At 61.6% G+C, this 22906-nt stretch carries 19 protein-coding genes and 2 pseudogenes; 14 read left to right on the top strand and 7 right to left on the bottom strand.

From position 1 onward, the window contains the following. Nucleotides 1-587 precede the first annotated feature (587 nt). From CF70_RS23085 to CF70_RS23075, 3 genes are all read right to left on the bottom strand, one after another. A complete protein-coding gene (locus CF70_RS23085) occupies nucleotides 588-1031 on the bottom strand; it encodes a hypothetical protein (protein ID WP_035870213.1) in 444 nt (147 codons plus the stop codon). Between the two features lie 795 nt (nucleotides 1032-1826). Next, nucleotides 1827-2165, bottom strand: a complete 339-nt coding sequence (locus CF70_RS23080; RefSeq protein ID WP_051648830.1) for a ProQ/FinO family protein — start codon at nucleotides 2163-2165, stop codon at nucleotides 1827-1829. A 140-nt stretch (nucleotides 2166-2305) separates the two neighbouring features. Then, on the bottom strand, nucleotides 2306-2950 hold the full coding sequence (locus CF70_RS23075; protein ID WP_035870211.1) for an SRPBCC family protein: 645 nt from the start codon (nucleotides 2948-2950) through the stop codon (nucleotides 2306-2308). 157 nt (nucleotides 2951-3107) lie between these two features. Between CF70_RS23075 and CF70_RS23070 the strand changes: the two genes are divergently transcribed. Then, complete coding sequence (locus tag CF70_RS23070) at nucleotides 3108-4016, top strand: LysR family transcriptional regulator (protein ID WP_035870210.1); 909 nt, start codon at nucleotides 3108-3110, stop codon at nucleotides 4014-4016. Nucleotides 4017-4372: 356 nt separating this feature from the next. After that, nucleotides 4373-4462 (top strand): annotated as a pseudogene (locus tag CF70_RS39070) (transposase); the annotation flags it as partial. Between the two features lie 163 nt (nucleotides 4463-4625). Here the strand turns inward: CF70_RS39070 and CF70_RS23065 are convergent. Continuing rightward, nucleotides 4626-5468, bottom strand: coding sequence for an NAD(P)H-dependent oxidoreductase (locus CF70_RS23065; protein WP_051648828.1), 843 nt, complete (start codon nucleotides 5466-5468; stop codon nucleotides 4626-4628). 101 nt (nucleotides 5469-5569) lie between these two features. On the opposite strand from CF70_RS23065, the gene CF70_RS23060 reads away from it, so the two are divergent. From CF70_RS23060 to CF70_RS38220, 5 genes and pseudogenes are all read left to right on the top strand, one after another. Beyond that, a complete protein-coding gene (locus tag CF70_RS23060) occupies nucleotides 5570-6475 on the top strand; it encodes a LysR family transcriptional regulator (protein ID WP_035870208.1) in 906 nt (301 codons plus the stop codon). A gap of 580 nt (nucleotides 6476-7055) precedes the next feature. Next, the gene (locus tag CF70_RS23055) at nucleotides 7056-8081 is read left to right on the top strand and encodes an IS630 family transposase (RefSeq protein WP_035870207.1); all 1026 of its coding nucleotides are present in this window, start codon (nucleotides 7056-7058) and stop codon (nucleotides 8079-8081) included. A gap of 335 nt (nucleotides 8082-8416) precedes the next feature. Continuing rightward, nucleotides 8417-8695 carry a GreA/GreB family elongation factor gene (locus CF70_RS23050; RefSeq protein ID WP_035870205.1) on the top strand — a complete coding sequence of 93 codons (279 nt, stop codon included), beginning with the start codon at nucleotides 8417-8419 and terminating at the stop codon, nucleotides 8693-8695. A gap of 786 nt (nucleotides 8696-9481) precedes the next feature. Further along, nucleotides 9482-9736 carry a hypothetical protein gene (locus CF70_RS35210; protein WP_081862311.1) on the top strand — a complete coding sequence of 85 codons (255 nt, stop codon included), beginning with the start codon at nucleotides 9482-9484 and terminating at the stop codon, nucleotides 9734-9736. A 777-nt stretch (nucleotides 9737-10513) separates the two neighbouring features. Further along, nucleotides 10514-10642: pseudogene (locus tag CF70_RS38220) on the top strand (citrate synthase); the annotation flags it as partial. A gap of 35 nt (nucleotides 10643-10677) precedes the next feature. Here the strand turns inward: CF70_RS38220 and CF70_RS23045 are convergent. Beyond that, nucleotides 10678-11616, bottom strand: coding sequence for a LysR family transcriptional regulator (locus CF70_RS23045; RefSeq protein ID WP_035870204.1), 939 nt, complete (start codon nucleotides 11614-11616; stop codon nucleotides 10678-10680). Between the two features lie 110 nt (nucleotides 11617-11726). Between CF70_RS23045 and CF70_RS23040 the strand changes: the two genes are divergently transcribed. Next, nucleotides 11727-13244 carry a CoA-acylating methylmalonate-semialdehyde dehydrogenase gene (locus CF70_RS23040; protein WP_035870203.1) on the top strand — a complete coding sequence of 506 codons (1518 nt, stop codon included), beginning with the start codon at nucleotides 11727-11729 and terminating at the stop codon, nucleotides 13242-13244. A gap of 81 nt (nucleotides 13245-13325) precedes the next feature. Here CF70_RS23040 and CF70_RS23035 read toward each other — a convergent pair whose 3' ends face one another. After that, nucleotides 13326-14222, bottom strand: coding sequence for a MurR/RpiR family transcriptional regulator (locus CF70_RS23035; protein WP_051648826.1), 897 nt, complete (start codon nucleotides 14220-14222; stop codon nucleotides 13326-13328). Between the two features lie 224 nt (nucleotides 14223-14446). Between CF70_RS23035 and CF70_RS23030 the strand changes: the two genes are divergently transcribed. From CF70_RS23030 to CF70_RS23015, 4 genes are all read left to right on the top strand, one after another. Beyond that, nucleotides 14447-16417, top strand: coding sequence for a bifunctional 5-dehydro-2-deoxygluconokinase/5-dehydro-2-deoxyphosphogluconate aldolase (locus CF70_RS23030; protein WP_035870200.1), 1971 nt, complete (start codon nucleotides 14447-14449; stop codon nucleotides 16415-16417). Next, nucleotides 16414-17265: a 5-deoxy-glucuronate isomerase gene (gene iolB, locus CF70_RS23025; protein ID WP_081862310.1), complete on the top strand. Its 852-nt coding sequence runs from the start codon at nucleotides 16414-16416 to the stop codon at nucleotides 17263-17265. The genes CF70_RS23030 and iolB overlap by 4 nt, the downstream gene beginning before the upstream one ends. A gap of 105 nt (nucleotides 17266-17370) precedes the next feature. Then, on the top strand, nucleotides 17371-18345 hold the full coding sequence (locus tag CF70_RS23020) for a Bug family tripartite tricarboxylate transporter substrate binding protein (protein ID WP_035870198.1): 975 nt from the start codon (nucleotides 17371-17373) through the stop codon (nucleotides 18343-18345). Nucleotides 18346-18420: 75 nt separating this feature from the next. After that, nucleotides 18421-19410 (top strand): tripartite tricarboxylate transporter substrate binding protein, encoded by a 990-nt coding sequence (locus tag CF70_RS23015; protein WP_035870197.1) that lies wholly within the window; start codon nucleotides 18421-18423, stop codon nucleotides 19408-19410. Between the two features lie 501 nt (nucleotides 19411-19911). Here CF70_RS23015 and CF70_RS23010 read toward each other — a convergent pair. Then, nucleotides 19912-20937, bottom strand: coding sequence for a LacI family DNA-binding transcriptional regulator (locus tag CF70_RS23010; protein ID WP_035870195.1), 1026 nt, complete (start codon nucleotides 20935-20937; stop codon nucleotides 19912-19914). A 142-nt stretch (nucleotides 20938-21079) separates the two neighbouring features. Here CF70_RS23010 and CF70_RS23005 point away from each other — a divergent pair, with 142 nt between their 5' ends. Next, complete coding sequence (locus tag CF70_RS23005) at nucleotides 21080-22069, top strand: Bug family tripartite tricarboxylate transporter substrate binding protein (RefSeq protein WP_152561890.1); 990 nt, start codon at nucleotides 21080-21082, stop codon at nucleotides 22067-22069. A 3-nt stretch (nucleotides 22070-22072) separates the two neighbouring features. Next, entirely contained in the window at nucleotides 22073-22900 is an 828-nt protein-coding gene (locus tag CF70_RS23000) for an aldolase/citrate lyase family protein (protein ID WP_035870194.1), read from the top strand. Nucleotides 22901-22906: the final 6 nt, after the last annotated feature.

The following is a 22906-nucleotide window of genomic DNA, read 5'->3' as shown; positions in this document are numbered from 1 at the left end:
CCGTGACCGCAATCGATTGGCCGGCCCTCACTTGGCGAACCGCCTCCAATTTGTATTCCTGTGTGTATTTCGCTCGCGTTTGCTTGCCTGACATGTCTTAGCTCCTTGCTCGTATTTGAACATAGGGCTAAGAACTCCACTCTTCGGGGGCAAGATCATTCATAGACTTTTCGGGTGCTTCACTCTCGACGCACGCGTAGGCACAACATCAATTGATTTGTCGACTCTGATGCCGCGACAATTTGGCGCATATTGCAGCGCGGAGTTGTTGCCGGCCCTTTCTGCCTCAGTCGTCGTTATCTCCGTGGCGTCGATGGTGTTCGTGGTGTCCGTAGCCCCAATACCCGTATGGACGATAGCCGTATCCTCTATCGTATGGCACCACGACGCAACCACAGAGCAGCGTAGATACGGCAATCAGTAATGCGAGAATGGGTTTCATGGCGATTCCCCAAAGGTGACAAAGGCGGAGAGGTCAGGCTGGCTTTCCAGCTAACCTGCGCTCTCCGCAAAGCTCCTGCACTCAGGCTACGTTGCAGCGGCCTTCGCCCTGGCAACCCCTCCACGGTTCGCCCAATGGGAGCAGCCTACTGCTTCTTCGTCTTGTCCACACTGGCCCCGGCTTTCGCAGCGTCGGCCTTTGCGTCCGGCTTCGCAACGTCCGCCTTGGCCTTCGCTTGGTCGGCATCATTCTTTACGTCAACCTTCGCCTTACCAGCCTCGGTATTGGCGGCCCCCATCTCGGTCGCTTTGTGGTGGGTACCCTTGGCGGCGGAATTATTGGCATCAGCCTTTACGTCAGCCTTCTCCTTGTTGGTGCTGGCTTGAGCTTTTCCTACATCGCCCTGCGCGCCCGCACTCATCTTGTCCTTGTCGGCTTTTGCCTGCGTGGGGCTCTTTTCCTTGACGACCTTTACCTGGTCCTTCGTCGCCCCTGAATGCGGCTGAGTCGCGGAAGCTGGCACACCAGTCTGCGCGAAAACGGTACCGACGAGGGCTGCAGAGGCGAGAGCAGCGAACAGCTTCTTCATGATGTGAACTCCTGGGGAAAAATTAGCAGCTCGGCAATGTGCCTTGCTTACCGGAGAAAACGGTAATGTCCCGAGCCGAGTTGACTCAGAACTCGTGACAATCCGTAAGTTCTGAAACAGGCAAGCTCAAGTCGCGAGGCTGCCGACATCGCGGGGGCAGTGCGCTCGCTACGATTTTGAGTCCCACGCTTGCGTGCTGCGCCCCCTATACATGCTGCTCTCATGTTTGAGAGTGTCGCGGAAACCATGCGGGAGGTGAGGAGCGCCTCGGCCACCATGATGTAGGTCGTGTCGTGGCGGTGGGAAGTCTGGCTCATGCGGTTCCTCGCTTCCAATGTCAACGGGCGCAACCGGCGCAGTTGTGCCTGCCACGTCGCGATGATGATCGTGGTGGACGCTTCGGCAACGGTTCCGCTTACGCGCTCAGAGTTTAAACAGGCGCAGGCGCCTGGCGCGCGCCTCAATCTCCTTTGGTGCCTCTTTTTAGAGCCGGCCCAGCGCGGCCCAGCCGCTGAAGGCATCGACAGTGCGCTCGATCACTGCCTTGGGATTCGCTACATCGAATTTCTTCCACGCGGGCGGCAATTTCCTCTCGAGCGTCACGGTAAATGTGAGGAGCGTAGGGCAACGCCTGGAGCAGGAAGGGTAGGGCGCAACGATCATGGCTGCGGCGGTGACCGCGGCAGTTCGACGGGGAACAATGGATTCCAGTCGTCGAGCGCAGGCATGTGATGCCTGGTTGCGCTTTGTCGGCGCACGAACCCTACGTCGATGGCGCGGCGCCGCCATCACGGATCAGTTGGGCTGCGGCTCCGTCGCGGGTCGAGATAACGCTCGCGCCGCGCGATGGGCCTGCAGTTGCTGTGCCCGGGTCGCATCGGCCTGTGCAACGTGTCCCGTTACCTGACCCGCCAGATCCACGCGCGGGGCACCTTCCACCAGGCTGGTCCAGTAGCGGGTGCCGCGGCACCAGGTCCGGATTGCATCGCGCAATACCGGCTCCGCCAGACCAAGTTCCTGCGCGTGCTGGACGAGGTCCTTGAAGATGCCGATCTTGAGTGGTACCTTGGGCGCAGGACGTTTTGGAAAGGTTTGCGGGAAGCGCTTTTGCAGCTTCACGATGGCTTGCAGCACCGGATCGACGGGCTCAACGGGCTTCGCTGGGCGAGCCGAAGGCCTTGGGGGTGCGCGACGCGTCTTGGCCGGTGGCGCGGCCAGTGGCAGAGCGCACACTCCGAGGTTTCCGGGGGCGATTCAAGCTGCATGATTCCTCATCAGTCCAGCTTGTTCTCGGCAACCCAACGTAGAGTTGCCAGCCAGAGGTCGTGACCACGGTGCATCAGCCCTTCATCGTTCTTGCGAAGGTTAGCGGCATCGGGGCCATTACCTACTTCATCGGTCACAACTTGGCAGCCGTTGCCACGAGGTGTGAGGTACCACGTGTGATAGAAGGCCGGCTTGGTGCCCGGGGCGTAGCCGAACCAGCCAATGCGCGAGAACGGGACGAACTCGTTGATCCTGCTCTCGATGGGCAGGCCGAACGTGGTCCAGCGGAACGTGCTCTCTTCCTTGAGCACAGAACCCGGGTCACTGATGATGTGGACCTCTTTGGAGTTCGGGTACCACTGAGGCCACTTCGGCGCCTCGACGATGTGCTGCCAGACGCGTTCACACGTCGCGCTGATGAACAACTCATTATGCGAAAAGAGATCAGCTTTGCGCGGATCGAAGCCGGCCGGCCAGTGAATGTCTGGCGAGCGGTTGGCGAGATCGTCTTTCATGGTCATGATGCTGCTCCTTTGATCATTGTCGGTTTGTGAGAACGCGGGACTTGTTGCCTCCAACGCCATCATGGACATAACGGCGACGGCCAGACGTGGAAGTCCTTGCCGAACGACGAATTTGCTTGCTTTGAGCATGGGCTCTCCTTTCTAGGTTGCCGAGCGGTCGACAGAGATGGGTCGCGTGACGTTCCTCGTAGTCGTGTTGCCGCCTCGTCGTGACATGCATTCTGGTGACAAGGCCAACAAAAGGCGATAGCATGGGTTGCATTTGAATCATGCTTGGAGCGCATCAATGGGCGGACTCGACCAGCGCGTATTGGACGGAATTCGGGTAATGGCGGCGGTGGTGGACAGCAGGAGCTTCGGACGCGCGGGCGAGGCGCTCGACATGTCGCAGTCCGGTGTCAGTCGCGCGATCGCGCGACTCGAAGAGCAGCTCGGCTTGCGACTCTTCGACCGCACCACTCGCTCCGTTCGGATGACAGACGAAGGGCGATCCTTCTACGAGCAGGTCATGCCTCTGATCGCAAACCTCGACGCCATCACTGCGTCAGCAAGCGGAAGTGCGAAGGCCATCAACGGACGCCTTCGCGTCAACGTCGACCCGTTCTTCTCTCGGCTGATACTGGGTCCGCGGCTTGGAGCGTTTCTGCAAAGCCACCCGGACTTGCAGCTCGAGCTGATTACGCGCGACGAGTTGGGCGACATGATCACGGATGGCTTCGATGTGGCTATCCGATTTGGCCACCCTCGTAATTCGGCGCTCGTGGCAAAAAAACTCCTGGAGACGAGGATCATCACCGCGGCGGCGCCCGCCTACATTCAGCGATACGGATTGCCCAAAGAACCGAGGGATCTGGAGTCGGGCAGTCATGTCTGCATCCAGTTCCGGGACCCCGAGACCGGACGGCCGTTTCCGTGGGAGTTTCACCAGCGACGCAAGAAGATCGTGTTCAACTCGCGCGGTCAATTGACTGTCAATGAGGCCGGCACGATGCAAAGTGTCTGCGTTGCTGGCCATGGCATTGGGCAAATATTGGAACTCGGGGCTGAGCAGTTTTTTGAGGAGCGCAAGCTCGTGAACCTCTTTCCGGACTGGTCCGATGAGCGGTTCCCGCTATACGCCTACTATCCGTCGCGTCACCATGTTCCGGCCAAGACACGAGCCCTGCTCGACTTTGTCGCCAACCTGGTTCAGTGAGCGCCCAGGGGGCGGCAGCCCAATCCATCCAGCCATTCGAGATCGTGCCGCGCCGCTGGTAGGGTGCCAACGGGCAGCGCAGCAAGCTGGCGTGCCAGCGACTCGGCCTTGAGCGCGGTACCGACGCCGGCGTGGGCCAGCAGCCAGGCCCCTTGCGCCTAGGGCGCACAGGCGATCGCCTTCGTGAAGCCCAGCGCCCGGACTGCGTGCCGGACGCGCCAGCGCGTCTTGGGCTCGCCACCGAACCGCCGCAGGCTGCGGGTAAAGCATAGATTGACGGTGCCTGCGATCGACGGGTTGGTGAGGACAGTCTCGATCACATGCAAGGCGGTCACCGCGATTCCAGGCGCAAGAGTGATGCGCGAGGCTTCCAATCGGGCCGGCAACTGTCGGCCTATCTCGGTCTGGTGCCGTGGCAGCGTGGCACTGGGGGTAAGGTTGAGGTGGCTGTTTCGAGTTCCAGTACTGCTCCTGCGCCTTCCCGCAACCCATATGCGGCGCGCATGCAGCCCGTTGCCGGCCTCCATCTCCTGCGTGGCAAGGCTTGCCAGTGCTTCGCCAGAAGCGTCCGCTCTGCGCATGAGAATCACGATCGTCTTCACCTCAGCCCTACTGAATGGCGGTGGGCAAAGGGGCGCTGCATTCCTCGGCCGCAGCGGGTCGAGAGGCATCGGCGATGTGAGCCCGCAACCCAGTCTGAGTCGGTGCAACGTGGTCGGCCAACACGTGGCGGTCCGGATAGTCACCGCCGTTCTGTGGACGGAAAGCAATCGGCGCGTCGGCGAACAGGCGCTCCACTCGGCCGCGCCAGGCGGCGGCTACTTCGGGCATGCGGTTTTCGTCGATTCGAACAGTCCCGTACACCGCGAAGGTGGGCAGCACCTGCATGCCAGGAAAGAACAGCGTACCGTGCGTGATGGGAAAGAGCAGTTGCTCCAACGGCCCGTTGATGCCACGGGGAGAATAGTCGTCCGCTGGCCCGCCGACAGAGACCGCTAGCAGCGCGCGCTTTCCCGTAAAGCCGCCTTCGCCGTAGCGATAGGCGTTACCGGCCCCTTGGTAGCCGTAGGCCAAACCAAAGGCCCACACCCGATCCACCCACCCCTTCATGATCGCGGGCATGCTGAACCACCATAGTGGGAACAGCAGGATCACCGCATCCGCCGCCAGGATCTTTCGTTGCTCTTCTTCGACGTCGGGAGTCTGGCAGCCGTTCGAAAAGGCGTACCCCGATTCCTCAATGAAAGACAGACGGTCCTGATTGGCGCGCTTGGGGAAATCCTGGCCGTCGAACACCGCCTTCCATCCCATGGTGTACAGGTCGGACTGCATTACCTCGTGGCCTTGGGCCTTCAGTACTTCGATGGAGATTTCGACAAGATGACGCGTCACGGAAGTCCGCTCGGGGTGGGCATGGACGATAAGAACTTTTTTTCTGCTGGTTGAATGCATGGCTTGGCTTTCACAGGGCATTGAGTATCGAGACTGATGCCAGTTTGCAGTGACCTAAGGTATCTATGAAATCAAAATGATTTGCTGCTACCATCCATGCGATGGATACCAAAAAGCGTTTGGACCTCAACCTCCTGGTCACTCTGGAAACCCTACTGGTGGAACAGAACGTGACTCGCGCGGCTGAGCGCCTGCACCTCAGCCAGCCGGCAGTGAGCGCACAGTTGAACCGCTTGCGCGAACTGTTCGATGACCCTTTGCTGATACCGGTGCAGCGTGGAATGACGCCCACTGCCAAGGCCCTCGAACTGCTTGATCCGCTTCGCCACGCGCTGGATCAGGTGCGCGCAACGTTGGCCGAACACCGCCACTTCAACCCGGTAAAGGCTCGACTCACCGTTGCCATCGCCTGCACCGACTACCTGCAGAAGATAGTGGCCCAGCCGTTGGCGGTTGCGCTACGAAAGCGGGCACCCGGTGTGCGGATTGCCTTGCGCCATCTTGATCCGCCACAGTTGGAAGCGCAGATGGCTAGCGGCGAAGTGGATCTGGCGCTGATGACGCCCGAGCATGGCCCAGTCAGCCTGCGCAGCCGGCATCTGTTCGACGAGCGCTATGTCCTTATCGGCCGACATCGGCATCCCGGACTGCGACGAGGGCTTTCTGTGGAGCAGTTCGCACGGCTGGACCATGTAATCGTCTCGCTGCGCGGTGGCGACTTCACAACCCCTGTGGACGACGGGCTCGCAGCGCTAGGCTGCAAGCGTAACGTTTCGCTTTCCGCGGCATCGTTCCTGCTCGTACCTGAAATCGTCGCCCACTCTGACTTTATCGCCCTGGTGCCGGAACGGCTGGTGCGCGATCGCAGCAAGGCGCTCAAGGTGGTCGAATGTCCTTTCCCCGTGCCGGGCTTCGCCGTGAGCATGTTGTGGCACGAGCGCAACCATGGCCACAGCGGACAACGTTGGCTACGCGAAGCCATCATTGAGTTGGCAGGCAAGCTGTAACCCAAGCGATGTCATAGCTCATTCAGGTGATTTCTTGCTCTCGCGAGGGTCGCAGTTCCCACGATGCTCGTCCGCCAAAGACGGTCACAGCAAGTCTCTGTCCCCGTCGCAGCTCAATCACAGGACGCCACGGCACCAAATTCTGGTAGTCGAACTAATCGTGCGCAATCTGGCGGTTTTGGCATGAATACTCATGCGAATCAAGGGCATGCCAAATCGCCTGCCTCGCGAAAGGGGTGGGCCAGCGGATCCTTGCTGCAAGCGGCTCTCTGGGCAATCACCGCCAGATTTCTCTCAAAAAGTACGGCCACTCCAAGTTCGCAGCATCGCTACTGTTGCGGCGCAGCTCCACAGCGTCGTCTGGGTGCAAGCGAGGCCGAGCCGTCAGCATGTCGCGCAGCCGCGCCGTTGCGCACGACATCAACACTGGGAACCCGATCGTCCTGGGTGATCTAAGAAGTAGCGATCGCTCGCGCCATGATCCTGGCCGATTCGAGGGGCATTCGCGACTTACTCATAAGTCAGGAATTTAGCGGACAAATAGTCTATGCTTGAACGATAGATCATTAGAGGGGCGTTCATGAAAAATGACGGCCGCAGCCTGGCTCACAATACGCTGGAAGAAATGCGCATCCTGGCAGTGCAACGCATGGCCGAGGGAGAGCATCCGGACGATGTCGCGGCATCGTTCGGGATGAATCGGTCGTGGGCATACAAGATTCGCGGCCAGGCGCACGGCCGTGGTGTACGGGCGCTGCGCTCGACCAAAGGCACAGGTCGGCCGCGCACGCTCACGCCTACGCAGGAGCAGCGGGTGCTGCGATGGATCAATGGCAAAAATCCGACGCAGTATGGGTTCGATTTCGGCCTCTGGACACGCAAACTGGTTCGCGAACTGGTGCAGAAAAAGTTCGGTGTGACGCTGAGTCTAGCTTCGATCGGCGCGATGCTGGCACGTCTGAACCTCACGCCGCAAAAACCGCTGCAGCGCGCCTATCAGCGCGATCCGGAGGCAATCGATCGGTGGCAGCACGAGACGTATCCGGCCATTGCCAGGCAGGCCCGCGAGCAGAAGGCAGATATCTTCTTCTGGGACGAATCGGGCTTTCGAGCTGACTCGGTGCATGGCAAGACCTGGGCGCCGCGCGGCGAAACGCCCGTTGTCGAGCGGCCGGGCCAGCGGCAAAGCATGAGTGCGGCGTCCGCAGTCAATTCGAAGGGAGCCTTCTGGTTTGCCACATACGAAGGTGGACTCAGCGGCGAGTTGTTCGTCACGCTGCTCAAGAAGCTGATGTTCAATCGAAAGAGGGCGGTACATCTGATCATCGGCGGATTGCCAGCGGACAAGAAAGCCATCGTCAAGGACTACGTCGCCAACCTGCAGGGCAAACTGGTTTTGCATTTCCTGCCCGGTTACGCACCCGACCTAAATCCGGATGAATTGGTGTGGAGTCACGTCAAGCGCAACGGCGCCGCGCGACGCCCTTTGAAAAAAGGTGAAAAACTGGGCCCGCGAATTCACGAGCAGCTTGCGCAAATTGGACGCAACCCGAAACTCGTGCGCTCATTCTTCAGGCACCCATCTGTCCGCTATATTTCTGACTGATGAGTAAATGATGACTGTGAGAATTGTCATTCTCGCATCTGAATTCCCGTGAAACGCACCTTCCCGCTCCATCGCGCGGCGACTGCCGCAATGCTCCCTGCCGCCCGGCGCTCTGCCTGACCTCGTTTGGACCGTCTGCAGAGCACCGGGCCGAAACTCGTTTCCCTGACGCCATGGACAGCCTGCCTGGTGAATGGATTCAAAGTGATGCGCGGAGATTGCGATGCGAACGACGATTTTCCTTACAACGGCCCATATCGAGCGGCTCAATTCTCTTGTGCTGGATCAGGGGTTGCCGACGCATAAGCGGCAGTGCCTGCGTGACATGATCGAGCATGCGGTCATCTGCACGCACCAGCCTGCCGGCCAAGGCCATAACGCTGCATACCCCCTTTTTATGCATCGAAGCGCACCATCGTGAGCATCTGCTTTGGCGCATTGTGTACCCTGAAGACGCCGACTATCGCCAAGGCAAGCTGTCAATCCTGTCGCCGGTGGGTATGGCGCTGTTTGGTTTGCACGAGGGCCAGCATGTCCGTGTCGCGGTACCTGAGAGCCTGAACTTTCTCGAAATCACGGTCGAGAAAATCCTGGAGTCTGAACGCATCCATTGAACTTTCCAAAGATCAGGATAGCGCCCCTCTGGTTTGGGTCCCTGCGCACGTGGGGACTTGACCGTCAGAGGAGATCACACTCGGCACCAGTGCAGACGTGAAGCAGAAGAAGGGCATTGTCGAGTTAGGGATCGGGAGGGATTAAATGGCGTAGTGATGAGGCCGGACTGCGCTTTCGCGGGAAACCGATTCTCGGCGGCAATCATCTCATGCGATCCGCGGGTCGCTTTTTAGTCGAACCACGCTATGTTGAGGCGCTGCTATTCGAGCGCGGCGTGGTCGTCAGCTACGAAACGATCCGCCACTGATGTGACAGGTTCTGGGCAACGTTCGTCCACTTGCGTCGAAGCCGCACGTCGCAAGCCCGGTTCCAACTGCCATCGGGGACGAAATGATCGTCACGCTGCGCGACGAGCCCTATGTGCTGTGCTGTGGCGCGCGGTCGCTGCATCGTCGCCGTACGTCGGTAGGGTACTCGCGGCAACGGATACCGCCAGCTTGGCCCAGACGATGGCAAAAAAACGCGTCGCCGCTGGTCGCGTCTCGCACAAGAGACCCCGAGAACCGGTACGTCGTCGAGCACATTCAAATGGAAAATGATCCGGTTAGTTCGTTAAAATGCCCACGTGCGCGGTGCAAACGCTCGCGAATTATAAGCAGTACCCGCCTTCATAACAAAATTATCTGCTTTCCGCAATCGCTATTGCGGCGCACCAACCTATAGTGAGTGAACCAATACCTTTACTGGCCGGGGACACGAATGACCACTTGAAAAGGAGTGGGAAAATGGTAAAGAAACTCTTCCTAATCGCTGTGGCAGGTGCCGCCCTTGGTGCGGGGACGGCTTATGCTGGCATAGGCACGCGTGATGTCTTCACCGATGGCGCACGCGTTATGGGACCGCGTGATCCCTATACCGATGGAAATAGAGCAACGAAGTTCGATGTGTATTCTGATGGTGCAAAGTCATCCCGATTCGATGTCTACACCGACGGTACAAGGGTAACTGACAGGCGTGATTCCTTCACCGACGGCGGTTGAAACGCTCGCTGATAATTCAATCGTAAGGAACCGATTAGAATCCTCATTTCGCAGTTCGCAAAATCCCCGCAGGAACGCCGAGCGGGGATTTTTCTTGTTGGCTTGGGCTTGGCACCAGCCCAATGTGAAGAAATGAAGGGCAGGTATGCAGCCGGGGTGATGGTAAGTGCGTTGACAAAGACTTATGGCATCTCCCGCGCCAGCGTGCTGACGGTGGTGAATCCGTAACCCAGTGGCATCAAGTACGGGCAATCGACGGTGGGTAGTATGTCAACTTTGCGGCGGCTGTGCCCCGCTATCAAGCTGGCCGTTGCCCACTGCATCGCCACTGCCACAGTCGCCCGTATCGCTGTACGTCGGCTGCCGGTCTTGTGATCTATCCTCGCGCAAACCGGGATCGTGCCGCAAAATCCAGCGCACGCCTATCCACAGCACAATGAGCAAGACTAAGGCGTACCCGCCTACAGCCAGCGTTGAAAGCATGTTGACCCTTAACATGTGCCGGTTTCTTTGGCGACCCGGTAACATGGTAAGTATCCACTAGATTACTGCCGATCCTGTGTCATACGCTGGTGGGGTATGCGAGCTTCTTGTCTCTCTACGTAGAAATTGATGTCGTCAGCTTCGTCAACAACGATGGCAAAAAAAGACGCCACCATTAAGGTGGCGCTGACGAAGAAACCACGGATGAATATATATGAGGACTAAGAATCACCAGTATAGGGGTTAACCCTAAAGCCCGCCCGTGCGGGGATGCGGCTTGATACGGCATCTCCCGCGCCAGCCACGGCGCGAAGCATCGGACTGCTGGCGCATAGCCTGGAGCCTTTGGGTGTGGGGCAAGTGATACGTCCGCGGGGGCGCTATGTCGGGACCATGTCCGAGAAGGCTGGCGCTTCCGTGTGAGTTGCCTGCGGTCCGGCATTTCGGTCCGGCATTTCCTACGGATGGAAGCCGCCTTGCAGGGCCGTCCTCAACCACTTGACGAACACCGATACCGCGCGCGGGACGTGCGCAGAGTATGGCCGAATCGCAAATATCTGGTCAGGAAACGCCCCCGCAGGCCGCCAGTCTTCCAGGACTTCCACGAGCTTCCTGTCCTGCAAAGCCGATTGGGCGGTGAAATCAGGCACGAGCGCAATGCCCAAATCAGCGATGGCGGCGTCCCGCAGGGCCTCGCTATTTGTGGCGCACAGAGGGCCCGCGACCGGCACGGTGATGCGCTCCTTTGGCGTACGTGCGCGAGGCCTTGCTTCCACGAAATGCCAGGTCGGACTCTCATGGGCGCGCGGATAGTAGAGACACGCGTGCTCGGCGAGATCCGATGGTGCGCGAGGGTTACCTCTTTTGCGCAGGTATGTCTTGCTGGCGACCAGCAGGCTGCGGGTGTGACAGAGCGCCCAGGCGACATGGGTGTCGGGCGGCGCCATGGTATGGCGGATGGCCAGGTCGAACCCTTCCAGCGCAAGCGAGCGTAACTGATCCGACAATTCGAGTTCCACCCGAATGTCGGGGTAGATCTCGAAGAAATCCGCCAGGCGAGGGACAAGCTGCTGGCGGGAAAACGAAACCGGTGCGGTTACCCGCAAGACTCCCCGGGGTTCGCCGGCAGAATCGCGAACGCCTGCGAAGCCGTTCGCGATCTGCTCGAACGAAGCGGCGACTTCATCGACCAGCCGCTGGCCGACATCGGTGAGGCGGACACTGCGCGTGGTGCGCTGGACCAGTGGCACGCCCGCGGCGTGCTCAAGATCGGCAATGCGCTGGCTGACGGCGCCTTTGGTCACGTTCAGGTAGGCCGCGGCCGCAGTGTAGCTGCCTTGCTGCGCCAGAATGACCAGCCAGTGGAGATGGCCCCAGATCTCGTCTTTGTTCTTCATCTTATCCGTCGACTGTTTAGAAAACTAAACAAGTAGTTCTCGGTTGCGGGCTTGGCCCGGAAGCTGTCAATTCTTAGACTACACGCAGACTATCGACTGGAGGGCAAGTCATGCAACGTACGGACAACACCATTGAGCACTATATCGGCGGCCGCCGGGTCGCGGGCACGTCGGATCGCCGGCAAGCCGTGACGAACCCGGCCACCGGCAAGGTCACGGGGCAGGTGGCGCTGGCCAACCCGGCGGACGTCGAGTCGGCAGTCGCTGCCGCCGCAGCCGCTTTTCCCGCGTGGTCGCAGACGCCGCCGATCCGTCGGGCACGCGTCATGTTCCGTTTCCTCGAGTTGCTGAACCGGGACAAGGACACCCTGGCCCACCTCATCACCGCTGAGCACGGCAAAGTCTTCACCGATGCGCAGGGCGAGGTCGCGCGCGGCATCGACATTGTAGAGTTTGCGTGCGGCATCCCTCAACTGCTGAAGGGCGACTACACCGCGCAGGTCTCGCAGGGGATGGATAACTGGACCTTGCGTCATCCGTTGGGTGTCGTTGCCGGAGTCACCCCATTCAATTTTCCGGTGATGGTGCCGATGTGGATGTTCCCCGTGGCGATCGCGGCAGGCAACACCTTCGTGCTCAAGCCTAGCCCCACGGATCCGAGCCCATCGTTGCTGATTGCCGATCTCCTGAAGGAGGCTGGCTTGCCGGACGGCGTATTCAATGTGGTCCAGGGCGACAAGGCAGCAGTCGACGCCCTGGTCGAGCACCCTGACGTGAAGGCACTGAGCTTCGTGGGCTCAACGCCGATCGCCAGCTACATCTATGAAACCGGTGCCCGCCATGGCAAGCGCGTGCAGGCACTGGGCGGGGCCAAGAACCACATGGTGGTGATGCCTGACGCCGACATCGACAAGACGGTCGACGCGCTGATCGGCGCCGCATATGGGTCGGCCGGCGAGCGTTGCATGGCGATCAGCGTTGCGGTGCTCGTGGGCGACGTCGCCGAGCGCCTGATGCCTAAGCTCGTTGAGCGCACGAAGGCGCTGAAGGTCCTCGATGGCGAGAATCTGGCCGCGGAGATGGGGCCTATTGTTACCCGACCCGCTTACGAGCGCATCCTGGGCTATATCGCGCAAGGCGTGGAAGAGGGCGCCTCGATGCTGGTGGATGGACGTGACTTTGATCCGGCCAGCGCGGGAGTGGGATGCGCTGAAGGATACTGGATGGGCGGTACCTTGTTCGACCATGTCACGCCCGACATGCGTATCTACAAGGAAGAGATCTTCGGACCCGTGCTGTCGTGCGTACGCGTCAAGGACATGGCAGAGGCGGTGCAGCTTGTCAACGCGCATGAGTTCGGTAATGGCGTGAGCTGCTTTACGCGCGACGGGAACGCTGCCAGGGAATTCGGCCAGCAGATCGAAGTCGGCATGGTTGGCATCAACGTACCGATTCCTGTGCCGATGGCCTGGCATGGCTTTGGCGGCTGGAAGCGCTCGCTGTTTGGCGACATGCATGCCTACGGTGAGGAGGGCGTGCGCTTCTACACCAAGCAGAAGTCGATCATGCAACGCTGGCCGGAAAGCATTGAAAAGGGCGCCGAATTTGTCATGCCGACCGCCAAGTAAGCGTTGGAAGTAAGCGTTGGATCCAGGCGCAAAGTTTGCGGGCAGGCGGGTGTTTCCGCCTGCCCGCGACAGCGCCTTGAATCAATTCCCCTTGCGCAGCGGCCTGCCTGAGCGCTGCGGCGTTGACGGTGGCTGCGTGTAGGCGATTTCCAATCGGTAAGCCAGCGCGAGGAACAGGGACTGCGCGAGGCACAGCGTGCTCGTCAGCGAACGGAACCCGAAGGTGGCCGCGTCCTGCACCGGCAGCAGCACCTGCGCATGGTCGGCGAGCGGGCTCAGCGGGCTATCGGTGATGGCAACGATGTGCGCGCCGCGTTCGGCGGCAGCTTGCACGGCCAGCAACGTTTCCCGTGCGTACGGCTCGAATGACACCGCGATCATCACGTCGCCGGACCTGAGCGCCCGCAACTGTCCCTGCTGCATCTGGCCAAGCCCGTTGAGCCACTGGATCGGCTTGCCCGTGTGCTGCAGGGCGTAAGCCAGGTAGGAGCCCACCGGGAATGCCCGGCGCGAGGCCATCAGCCAGACTGAGGGCGCTTCCACCAGCAACTCCACCGCCTGCTCGAACGGCATCTCGGCCGCGGCGCGCTGCAACGCCTCCAGGCTTTCGATGCTGCCGACGATGACCTGTTGTGCGATGCCGCTGGCCGACAACGGCCCCTCGCTGGCGCGTATCAGGTCGCGCAGCCTGTCCTGGTAGTTCGCGTTGGGCGCCAGTTGGCGTGAGGCGCTGTCACGGAACAATCCCTGCATCTGCGAAAAGCCGGAGAAGCCGAAGTGCTTGGCGAAGCGGATGATCGCCGACGGCTGCACCTCGCAGTGCCGGGCGATGTCGTTGACTCCATCCAGCACCAGCCGCTCCCGGTTCTGCTCCACGTATTGCGCGATCGCTTTCAGCTGCTTGCTGAGCGCGGGGAAACCGCTCTGCATGGCGGCAAGGAAGGCATCGGCGTTGGGGTAGGGTTGCTCAGTACTCATCGATGACGGGTTCAGGGTTCAAGTAGGCGTGTGCGGCGTGGGCCACCGGGCGCGGCCGGGCTCCAGCGCGAAATGGAAAATATTTTCGCATACATTAAAAAATAGAACAAAAATTCCATCGTTCGGCTATGATGACCTGACACGAGGGCGGTCCTGGCTCATCTTCCAGACCGTCCTCAATCTCTGCCGACGCCGGTGGCGCCTGACCCGAATACAGATTACGCATGCGAACTCCAGCTTTTCCCGCCGACCGGGACTTTGACGTTGCTTGCCTCGGCCGGCTCGCCGTCGATCTCTATGCGCAGCAGATCGGCTGCAGCCTGGAATCGGCAAGCACCTTCGCCAAATACCTTGGCGGCTCGTCGGCCAATATCGCGTTCGGTACGGCTCGGCTCGGTCTGCGCTCGGCCATGATTTCGCGGGTGGGCAACGAGCAGAACGGCCGTTTCCTGCTCGACAGGCTGCGCCGCGAAGGCTGCGACGTCAGCCAGGTGCAGATCGACGCCGCGCGCCTGACCGGCATGGTACTCCTGGGCATCAAGGACCAGGACACCTTCCCGCTGCTCTTCGCCCGCGAAGACTGCGCCGACATGGCGCTGGACGCCGACGCGATCGACTCCGATTTTCTGGCCCGCTGCCGCAGCCTCGTCATCACCGGCACGCACCTCAGCACGCCGGGCGTGCTGGCGGCGTCGCGGCACGCGCTCGATATCGCCGGGCGCCACGGCGTGGTGCGCGCGCTGGATATCGATTACCGGCCAGTGTTGTGGGGCCTGACCGGCAAGGGCGACGGCGAGACGCGCTATATCGGCAATGCCGAGGTCAGCCGCCATTTGCAGGCGCAGCTTGGCGCCTTCGAGCTGATCATCGGCACGGAAGAGGAATGGATGATCGCAGGCGGCGCGGAAGACCTGCTCGCCAGCCTGCGCCGCGTGCGCGAATGCACCGATGCCACGCTGGTGGTCAAGCGCGGGCCGCTCGGCTGCTCCATCGTGCAGGGAGACATTCCGGCGCGCATCGACGATGCGCTGACCGTCGAGGGCGAACGGGTCGAGGTGCTCAATGTGCTGGGCGCGGGCGATGCCTTCGCTTCGGGTTTGCTGTCGGGCCTGTTGCGCGGCAAGGACTGGCGCGAAGCGGCCGCCATCGCCAACGCCTGCGGCGCCATTGTGGTTTCGCGTCATGGCTGCGCCCCGGCCATGCCAACGCCCGCCGAACTCGCGCACTGGTTCTCCGGCAGCCGCCATCCGCGTCCCGACCAGGATGCGCAGCTCGCGCATCTGCACCGGGTGTCGGTCCCGCGCGCGCAATGGCCTGAACTGTACGTGCTGGCCTATGACCATCGTGCCCAGTTCGAGGACCTGGCGCGCGCCGTCGGTGCCGACCTCGGCCAGATTCCCGTGCTCAAGCGGCTGATCACCGAAGTCGTGGCGGAGGTGGAGAGCGACCCCGGCTGCCAGGGCAAGATCGGCGTGCTGATCGATGGCAGACTGGGCGAAGCCGCCCTGCACGACGCCACCGGCCGGGGCTGGTGGGTGGGCCGGCCCATCGAGCTGCCCGGTTCGCGGCCGCTGCGCTTCGATGGCACGCGCTCGCTGGCCTCGGACCTGGCGCACTGGCCGCGCGAGCAGGTGGTCAAATGCCTGGTCTTCTATCACCCGGACGATCCCGAGGCGCTGCGCGCTGAGCAGGACGAACAGTTGCGGGTGGTGTGGGAAGCCACGCGCCACAGCGGCCATGAACTGCTGCTCGAAGTGATTCCGCCCAAGGAGACCCTGGCGGCGGACGATGAAGGACAGGCCGTGGTCAGGGCGATCCGCCACTTCTATGACCTTGGGCTCAAGCCGGAATGGTGGAAGGTCGGCGCGATGTCCGCGCGCCAATGGCAGGCGCTGGACGCGCTGGTGCAGGAGCGGGATCCATGGTGCCGCGGCGCCGTGATCCTTGGCCTGAACCAGCCGCTTGAACAACTGGTGACGAGCTTCGCGCAGGCGACCACGCCACTGGTCAAGGGCTTCATGATCGGCCGCACGGTCTGGGCCGATGCCAGCCTGGCATGGCTGCGCAAGGAGATCGACGACGCCGCGTTCCGCCGCCAGGTGGCCGCCAACTTCCGTAGCCTGATCGCGGGCTGGCAAGCCAGCCGCGCGACGGCGCCGGCTGGCGCCGCAGTCGAAGAGCAGGGGGTGCGATGAATCCCGCAGACGCTGTTCCGGATCGGTCCAATGTTGCTGCCGTTGCCAGCGGGCGGCCAAGCCTGCTTGTCAAGGGCGAGGCTGCGGTGAGGGTGATTGTCGATATCACGCCGCAGCTCGCTGGATGGAAGCACGTGGGGTTCAAGGCGTTGCGGCTCGATGCCGGCGAGGCGGAGTCCTTCTCCACCGGGGCACGGGAAATGTGCGTGACGGTGCTGTCCGGGCAGGTCGACGTGTACGTCGGCAGCGAGCGCTATTCCGCGCTGGGAAGCCGCCAGTCCGTTTTCGAGGACCAGTCGCCCTATGCCGTCTACGTGCCGCCGGGTCGCGAGGTACGTATCGATGCGCGTGGTGCGGCCGAGGTGGCGTTGAGCACGGCGCCGGCACAGGGCCGCCTGCCCACGCGAGTGATCGAGCCGGGCCAGATGCGCCGCATCGTGCGGGGCGAGGGCGCCAACACGCGCTACGTCTGCGACATCCTGCCCGAAAGCGAACCGGCCGAGGGGTTGCTGGTGGTAGAAGTCATCACGCCATCGGGCCATTCCTCCAGTTATCCGCCGCACAAGCATGACAGCGCGGGCAGCGCGGAAACGGCGTTGGAAGAAACCTACTATCACCAGCTCAATCCGGCGCAGGGCTTCGCTTTCCAGCGCGTATACACCGACGATCGCAGCCTTGACGAGGCAATGGTCGTGGAGAACCGCGACACCGTGCTGGTGCCGCGTGGCTACCACCCTTGCGCCGCGCCATACGGCTACGACCTCTATTACCTCAACACGATGGCCGGACCCGAGCGGCGCTGGGCGTTCAAGAACGATCCTGCCCACGAGTGGATGCTCGCGCGCTGAACACCGCCCGCCCACCGGCGGCAGGAAGGCAGTCAGGCTGACAGCCCCAATACGACAAGGGAACGCAATGATTCCCGGAATTCACGATACCCAGGAGACAACACCATGAAGCGCATATTTGCCCGCGTTCTTGCCAGCACCGCGCTGGCCGTCGGTTGCGCCGCCGGCGTGCACGCCCAGACGTTTCCCAGCCAGCCGGTCAAGTGGATCGTGCCCTACGCGCCAGGCGGCACCACCGATGTGATCGCCCGCGGTCTGGCAGTCAGGATGGGCCATGATCTGGGCCAGCCGGTGGTGGTAGAGAACCGCCCCGGTGCTGCCAGCATCATCGGCGCCACCGCCATCGCACGCTCGGCGCCGGACGGATATACCGTTGGCACCGCGGACTCGGGCACCCTGGCTTTCAATCCCGCGATGTACGCCTCCCTCAGCTACGACGCGGACAAGGACTTCACCTTTATCGGCGGGCTGGGGCGCATGCCGCTGGTGCTGGCTGTGCATCCGTCCTTCCCGGCGCAGAACCTCACCGAATTCCTCGCGCTCGCCCGCAAGACGCCAGGCAAGGTGACGTCGGCTTCGTCCGGTCCGGGTTCGCCCTTGCACGTCGCGCTGGAGTTGTTCAAGCAGCGCACCAAAACCGATATCCTGCACGTCCCCTATAAGGGATCCTCTCCCGGGCTGCAGGACCTGATGGCGGGGCAGGTCCAGTCGATGTTCGTCGACCTGCCGCCGAGCCTGTCGCTGATCCGCAGCGGCAAGATCCGCGTCCTCGCGGTGGCGACGCCGAAGCGCCTGGCCATCCTGCCGGATGTGCCGACCATGGCCGAGGCGGGCCTTGCCGGTTTCGAGGCGTATGCGTGGCAGGGCTTTGTCGGTCCGGCGAAACTGCCCGCGCCCGTGGTGACCCGCCTGAACAAGGAACTGGTGGCAGCGCTGCAGCATCCCGAAACCCGCGCCAAGCTCGAAGAGCTCGGCATCCAGCCGATGCCGATGTCGGTGCAGGAGTTTGCCCAGTTCGCCCGCAGCGAGCAGAAGCTCTGGTCCGGCGTGATCAAGAACGCCGGTATCCGGCTGGACTGACTGCCCGCGTACCGCCAGCCCGATCATTTTCCAGTCCACGGACTGATCCAAAGCCATCCGCAAACAGGTTTCCTCATGAGCCGACCGCATCCTCAACGACGTGCCGCATTGCGCGCCCTCGCCGCCGCTGCCGCCCTTGCCGCCACGGCGGCGTGCCCCGCCTTTGCGCAGGGCGGCACATATCCCTCCCGGCCAATCGAACTGATCGTGCCGTTCGCGCCGGGCGGCGGCACTGACGTGCTGGCCCGCGCCTTCGCCGAAGCGGCGCGCAAGCACATGCCGCAGAGTATCGTGATCCTGAACAAGTCCGGCGCCAGTGGCGCGGTAGGTTGGGCCGACCTGGTCAGCGCCGCGCCCGACGGTTACCGGCTCGCGGTCATCACGGTGGAACTGACCATGATTCCGCATCTGGGCCTGGCAAAGTTCACCGCCGATGACATGATTCCGGTCGCGCGCCTGAATGCCGATCCCGCCACCATCGCCGTGCGCGCCGATTCCCCGTACCAGACCATCGAGCAGTTCCTGGCTGCCGCACGCAAGCAGCCTGGCGAGGTACGCGTCGGCAATGCCGGTCCTGGCTCGCTTGGGCATCTGTCGGCCGCCGCGCTCGAAGATAAGGCAGGCATCAAGCTCAGCCACGTGCCGTTCCGCGGCGCCAATCCCGCGGTACTGGACCTGCTCGGCGGCCATATCGAAGCGGTGGCCGTCACGCCGGTTGAGGTGGCCACCTATGTGGCTGCCGGCAAGATACGCCCGCTGGCCGTGATGTCGGAGGAGCGTATCAAGGCGGGTTGGGAGAACGTACCCACGCTGAAGGAGCGCAACGTGGATCTGGCGATCAACGGATGGCGCGGCATTGCCGCTCCGAAGGGCACGCCACCGGAAGTCATCGCCGTGTTGCGCGCCGCCATCGCCAAGACCATGCAGGATCCCGCGTTGCGCCAGACCATGGCGAAGCAGAACATGGGCGAGGGTTACCTCGACGAGCCCGTCTTCAAGCGCCTGATCGCGCGCGACAACGCCACCTTCAAGCAGCTGATCACCCGCCTCGGCATCAAGATGTGATGTCCCTTGGTGGAGGCTGGCGCCGCAATGGGCGCCGGCCGACCCCTGTCTATCACATCGTTTCAAAACGTCTGCTCTGCCTGTGGTCCAATCAAATCGCCGCAGATTTCCAGCACGCGCTCGACAGGGGGCGAATCATCGCTCGGACGGTAAGCCCCCAGGGCGCTATCCTGTGACGAAACGGCGGCCCACTACTTGTAAGTTCTGCTTCGCTCCAGGCCCTGCGCTTCTTCATGGGGATGGTGTCGACGAAGGTTCTCCTGACGCGTTCAGGTAATATAAGTTGGAATCGCTCATCATGCTCGGGTCTCCTGCGCATCGGTTGTGAGATAGGCATGGCGCGGCAACAATCGTGCCTTGAGCCGCTTCCCCGAAGGCCCTCGGCGTCGCATGCTGTCCAGTATCGTAGCCACACGCGGTCTCGTGCCGGTGTCAATGCTCAGGTGGCCGACGCAGCATGGACTTCCTTTCTGAGATTTTCAGACGTGATCCCGGGCCTGCTCAGCGTCCGTCGCACCTCGTGCTGGCACGTTGGATTATCTCGAAGCCCACATCCTGTGCTGAATGGATCGTTTCACCACGTATGCGAGCCAAGAGAGCTTGCGCTCCCAGGTGACCGATGCGTGTGCCGTCCACTCTCAGCGTTGAAAGCGCTGGTACCGTCTCAGCCGCCAATGCCTGGTCGCCGAAGCCTAGGACGCCAAAGTGTGTCGGTATCTTTAGTTCAAGTGCATTGGCGTGGGCAAGAACGCCCTGGGCTAGGGCATCGGAACTGCAGAACACTGCATCGACCTGTGGTGCGCGTGTCAGCAAGGCATGCAGCGCTTCGCGTCCGCGTCCAGCTTGGGGGCTACTTTCGGGGAATACGATTTCTATCGGCTCCCTATGCCCGGCTTCGGCGGCTGCGCGATAGAAGCCTAGCGCTCGCCGACTGGCACGACTGTCATCAGAGCGCAACAAAGCTGGTCGCCGGTATCCACAAGCCCAGAGGTGGCGAAATGCTGCCCTGCCAGCGTCTTCCTGGGAAAAGCCGACGACCACATCCAGGGGGTGCGGTGTGTAGTCCCATAGTTCTACCACCGGTATTTGCGCATTGAGTAGCAGGCGGCGCGTACGTGCCGTGTGTTCGATGCCCGTAAGTACCACACCATCCGGCCTGCGGCTGAGCATTGTGGTCAGCCAGGCTTCTTCGCGATCTGGGTCATAGCGAGAAATACCCAGAGTGGTTTCGTAGCGTTCTATTTCCAGGGTGCTGACCAATGCTTCCAACATGTCCGAAAACAGCGAATGAGCCATGGAGGGGACGATTGCCGCGACCAGGCGGGTCTGCCGCGAAGTCAGCCCGCCCGCCAGCGAGTTGGTCACGTAGCCCGTTTGTTCGACCGCCTGTGCTACGCGGGCGCGCGTCTCCTCGGCCACCAGTTCAGGGCGATGGAGTGCACGCGAGGCAGTCATGGGTGAGACGCCTGCAAGCCTTGCAAGATCCTTTAGTGTGGGCGAGGTGATACGGGGTTCGCGGGGAGCCATGATTGCGTTATCTATGTTAGTGATTGCAATGTTACCGTAAAGCTGCCGCTATCATAAATAAACACGAGCAATTTAGGTAAAAACCCGGATGAGTGCCAATATTTAGCGGAGTATGATTGCGCAATCATTCGAGGAGACAACTATGCGAAAACCCCAGTCAATGTTGCGTCGTGCCATGTTGTTCGGGTTGCTTGCCGGCGTGCTCGCTCCGCTCGGGGTGGCTGCGCAAGGCAGCTATCCCAATCGGCCCGTGACTTTAGTGATTCCATTCCCACCTGGTGGCCAGACTGACGTGATCGGCAGGCTGATTGGCCAACATCTCGCCAAACGTTTGGGTCAACCAGTGGTGGTGGAGAACCGGCCTGGCGTCAATGGCTCGCTAGCTTCCGAAGCTGTAGCCCGTGCCGAGCCTGATGGGTACACCCTGGTGATCGGTGGCCCAGGAACACATGCGACCAACCAGCTCGTCAATCCGAACGTGAAGTACGACACGCGTAAGGATTTCACCCACATCGCGTTGTTCAGCCGTGCGCCGGTTCTGCTGCTAGCTTCGCCCGCGCTCAAAGCGAGCAATGTGGCAGAGCTTGTGGCGATGGCTAAAGCCAAGCCGAATTCACTGAACGTGGCTTTGACCGGTATGGGCTCGTCTGGGCACATGACCACCGAGTTGTTTAAGCAGACCGCAGGCGTTTCGCTAAATGACGTGCCATACAAGGGTGACGTCCCGGCGATGACGGACCTGATGGGGGGGCAGGTGGACCTGTTGTTTGTGCCCGCGACCTCCGCGGTGTCGTTTGTCCAGGGAGGCAAGCTGAAAGCGCTGGCGGTAGCAGGCTCGCAGCGCATGGCGAATCTGCCAAATGTCCCGACAATGGCTGAGGCCGGGCAGCCTCGCATTGTCAATTACTCATGGACCAGTTTGTCAGGTCCAGCAAAGATGCCACCGGACATTGTCCGCAGATTGAACAAGGAATGCCAGGCAATCCTGGCCCAGCCGGATGTTGTTGCCCAGCTGGCAAAGATGAGCAGCGTGCCTACGCCCGGGATGCCGGAGCAGGCGGCCAGCTTCATTTCGGCAGAAGTTGAGCGCTGGACCAGCGTTGTGAAGACAGCAAACATTCGAGCCAACTAAATCATCAACATGCTACATAAGAATCACTTTAAGCGCGCATTGCGAGCGGGACGTGCGCAGATAGGGCTGTGGTCCACCATCCCGTCGCCCTATGTGTCCGAACTTGTCGCGGGCGCCGGCTACGATTGGGTGCTTTTGGACTCCGAGCATACGCCAACCGATGTTCCATTGATGCTGAGCCAGCTCCAGGCAACAGCAGCCGCACAACCCGCCCCTGGGGCGTTGCCGGTCCATCCTGTCGTGCGACCCGCATGGAACGACCCAGTGCTGATCAAGCGCTACCTGGACATCGGTGCGCAGACACTGCTGTTGCCCTTTGTACAGAATGCAGAAGAGGCCCAGGCTGCAGTGCGGGCTATGCGCTATGCGCCGGAGGGGATTCGCGGCATGGGCGGCTCCACCCGCGCGTCCAATTTCGGGCGGACATCAGACTATGCGAACCGTGCTGCTGACGAGCTGTGCTTGCTGGTGCAAGTGGAGACCGCCGAGGCACTAGAGCAGATCGAGGCCATTGCGGCAATTGATGGCATCGATGGCATCTTCATCGGTCCTGCCGACTTGTCGGCCAGTCTGGGGTATGCCGGCAAAGCGCGCCATCCTGCCGTGGACGAGGCTATCAATGACGCGATCCGCCGCATTCGAGCTAGCGGCAAGGCACCCGGCATCCTGATGATAGATGAGCAGCGCGCGCGTGAATGCCTGGAGCTTGGCGCCCAGTTCGTTGCGGTTGCGCTGGACACCATTGTGTTGCGTGACGGGGTCGATGCTGCCGCTGCCCGCTATCGCGGAAGCGCCCAGGAAGCCGTCCCGACAGCGCAAAGCAGCTACTGAGGTTGC

This window comes from Cupriavidus sp. SK-3, assembly GCF_000611145.1.
Lineage (GTDB): Bacteria > Pseudomonadota > Gammaproteobacteria > Burkholderiales > Burkholderiaceae > Cupriavidus.
This window is presented reverse-complemented; position numbering and strand designations above follow the sequence as displayed.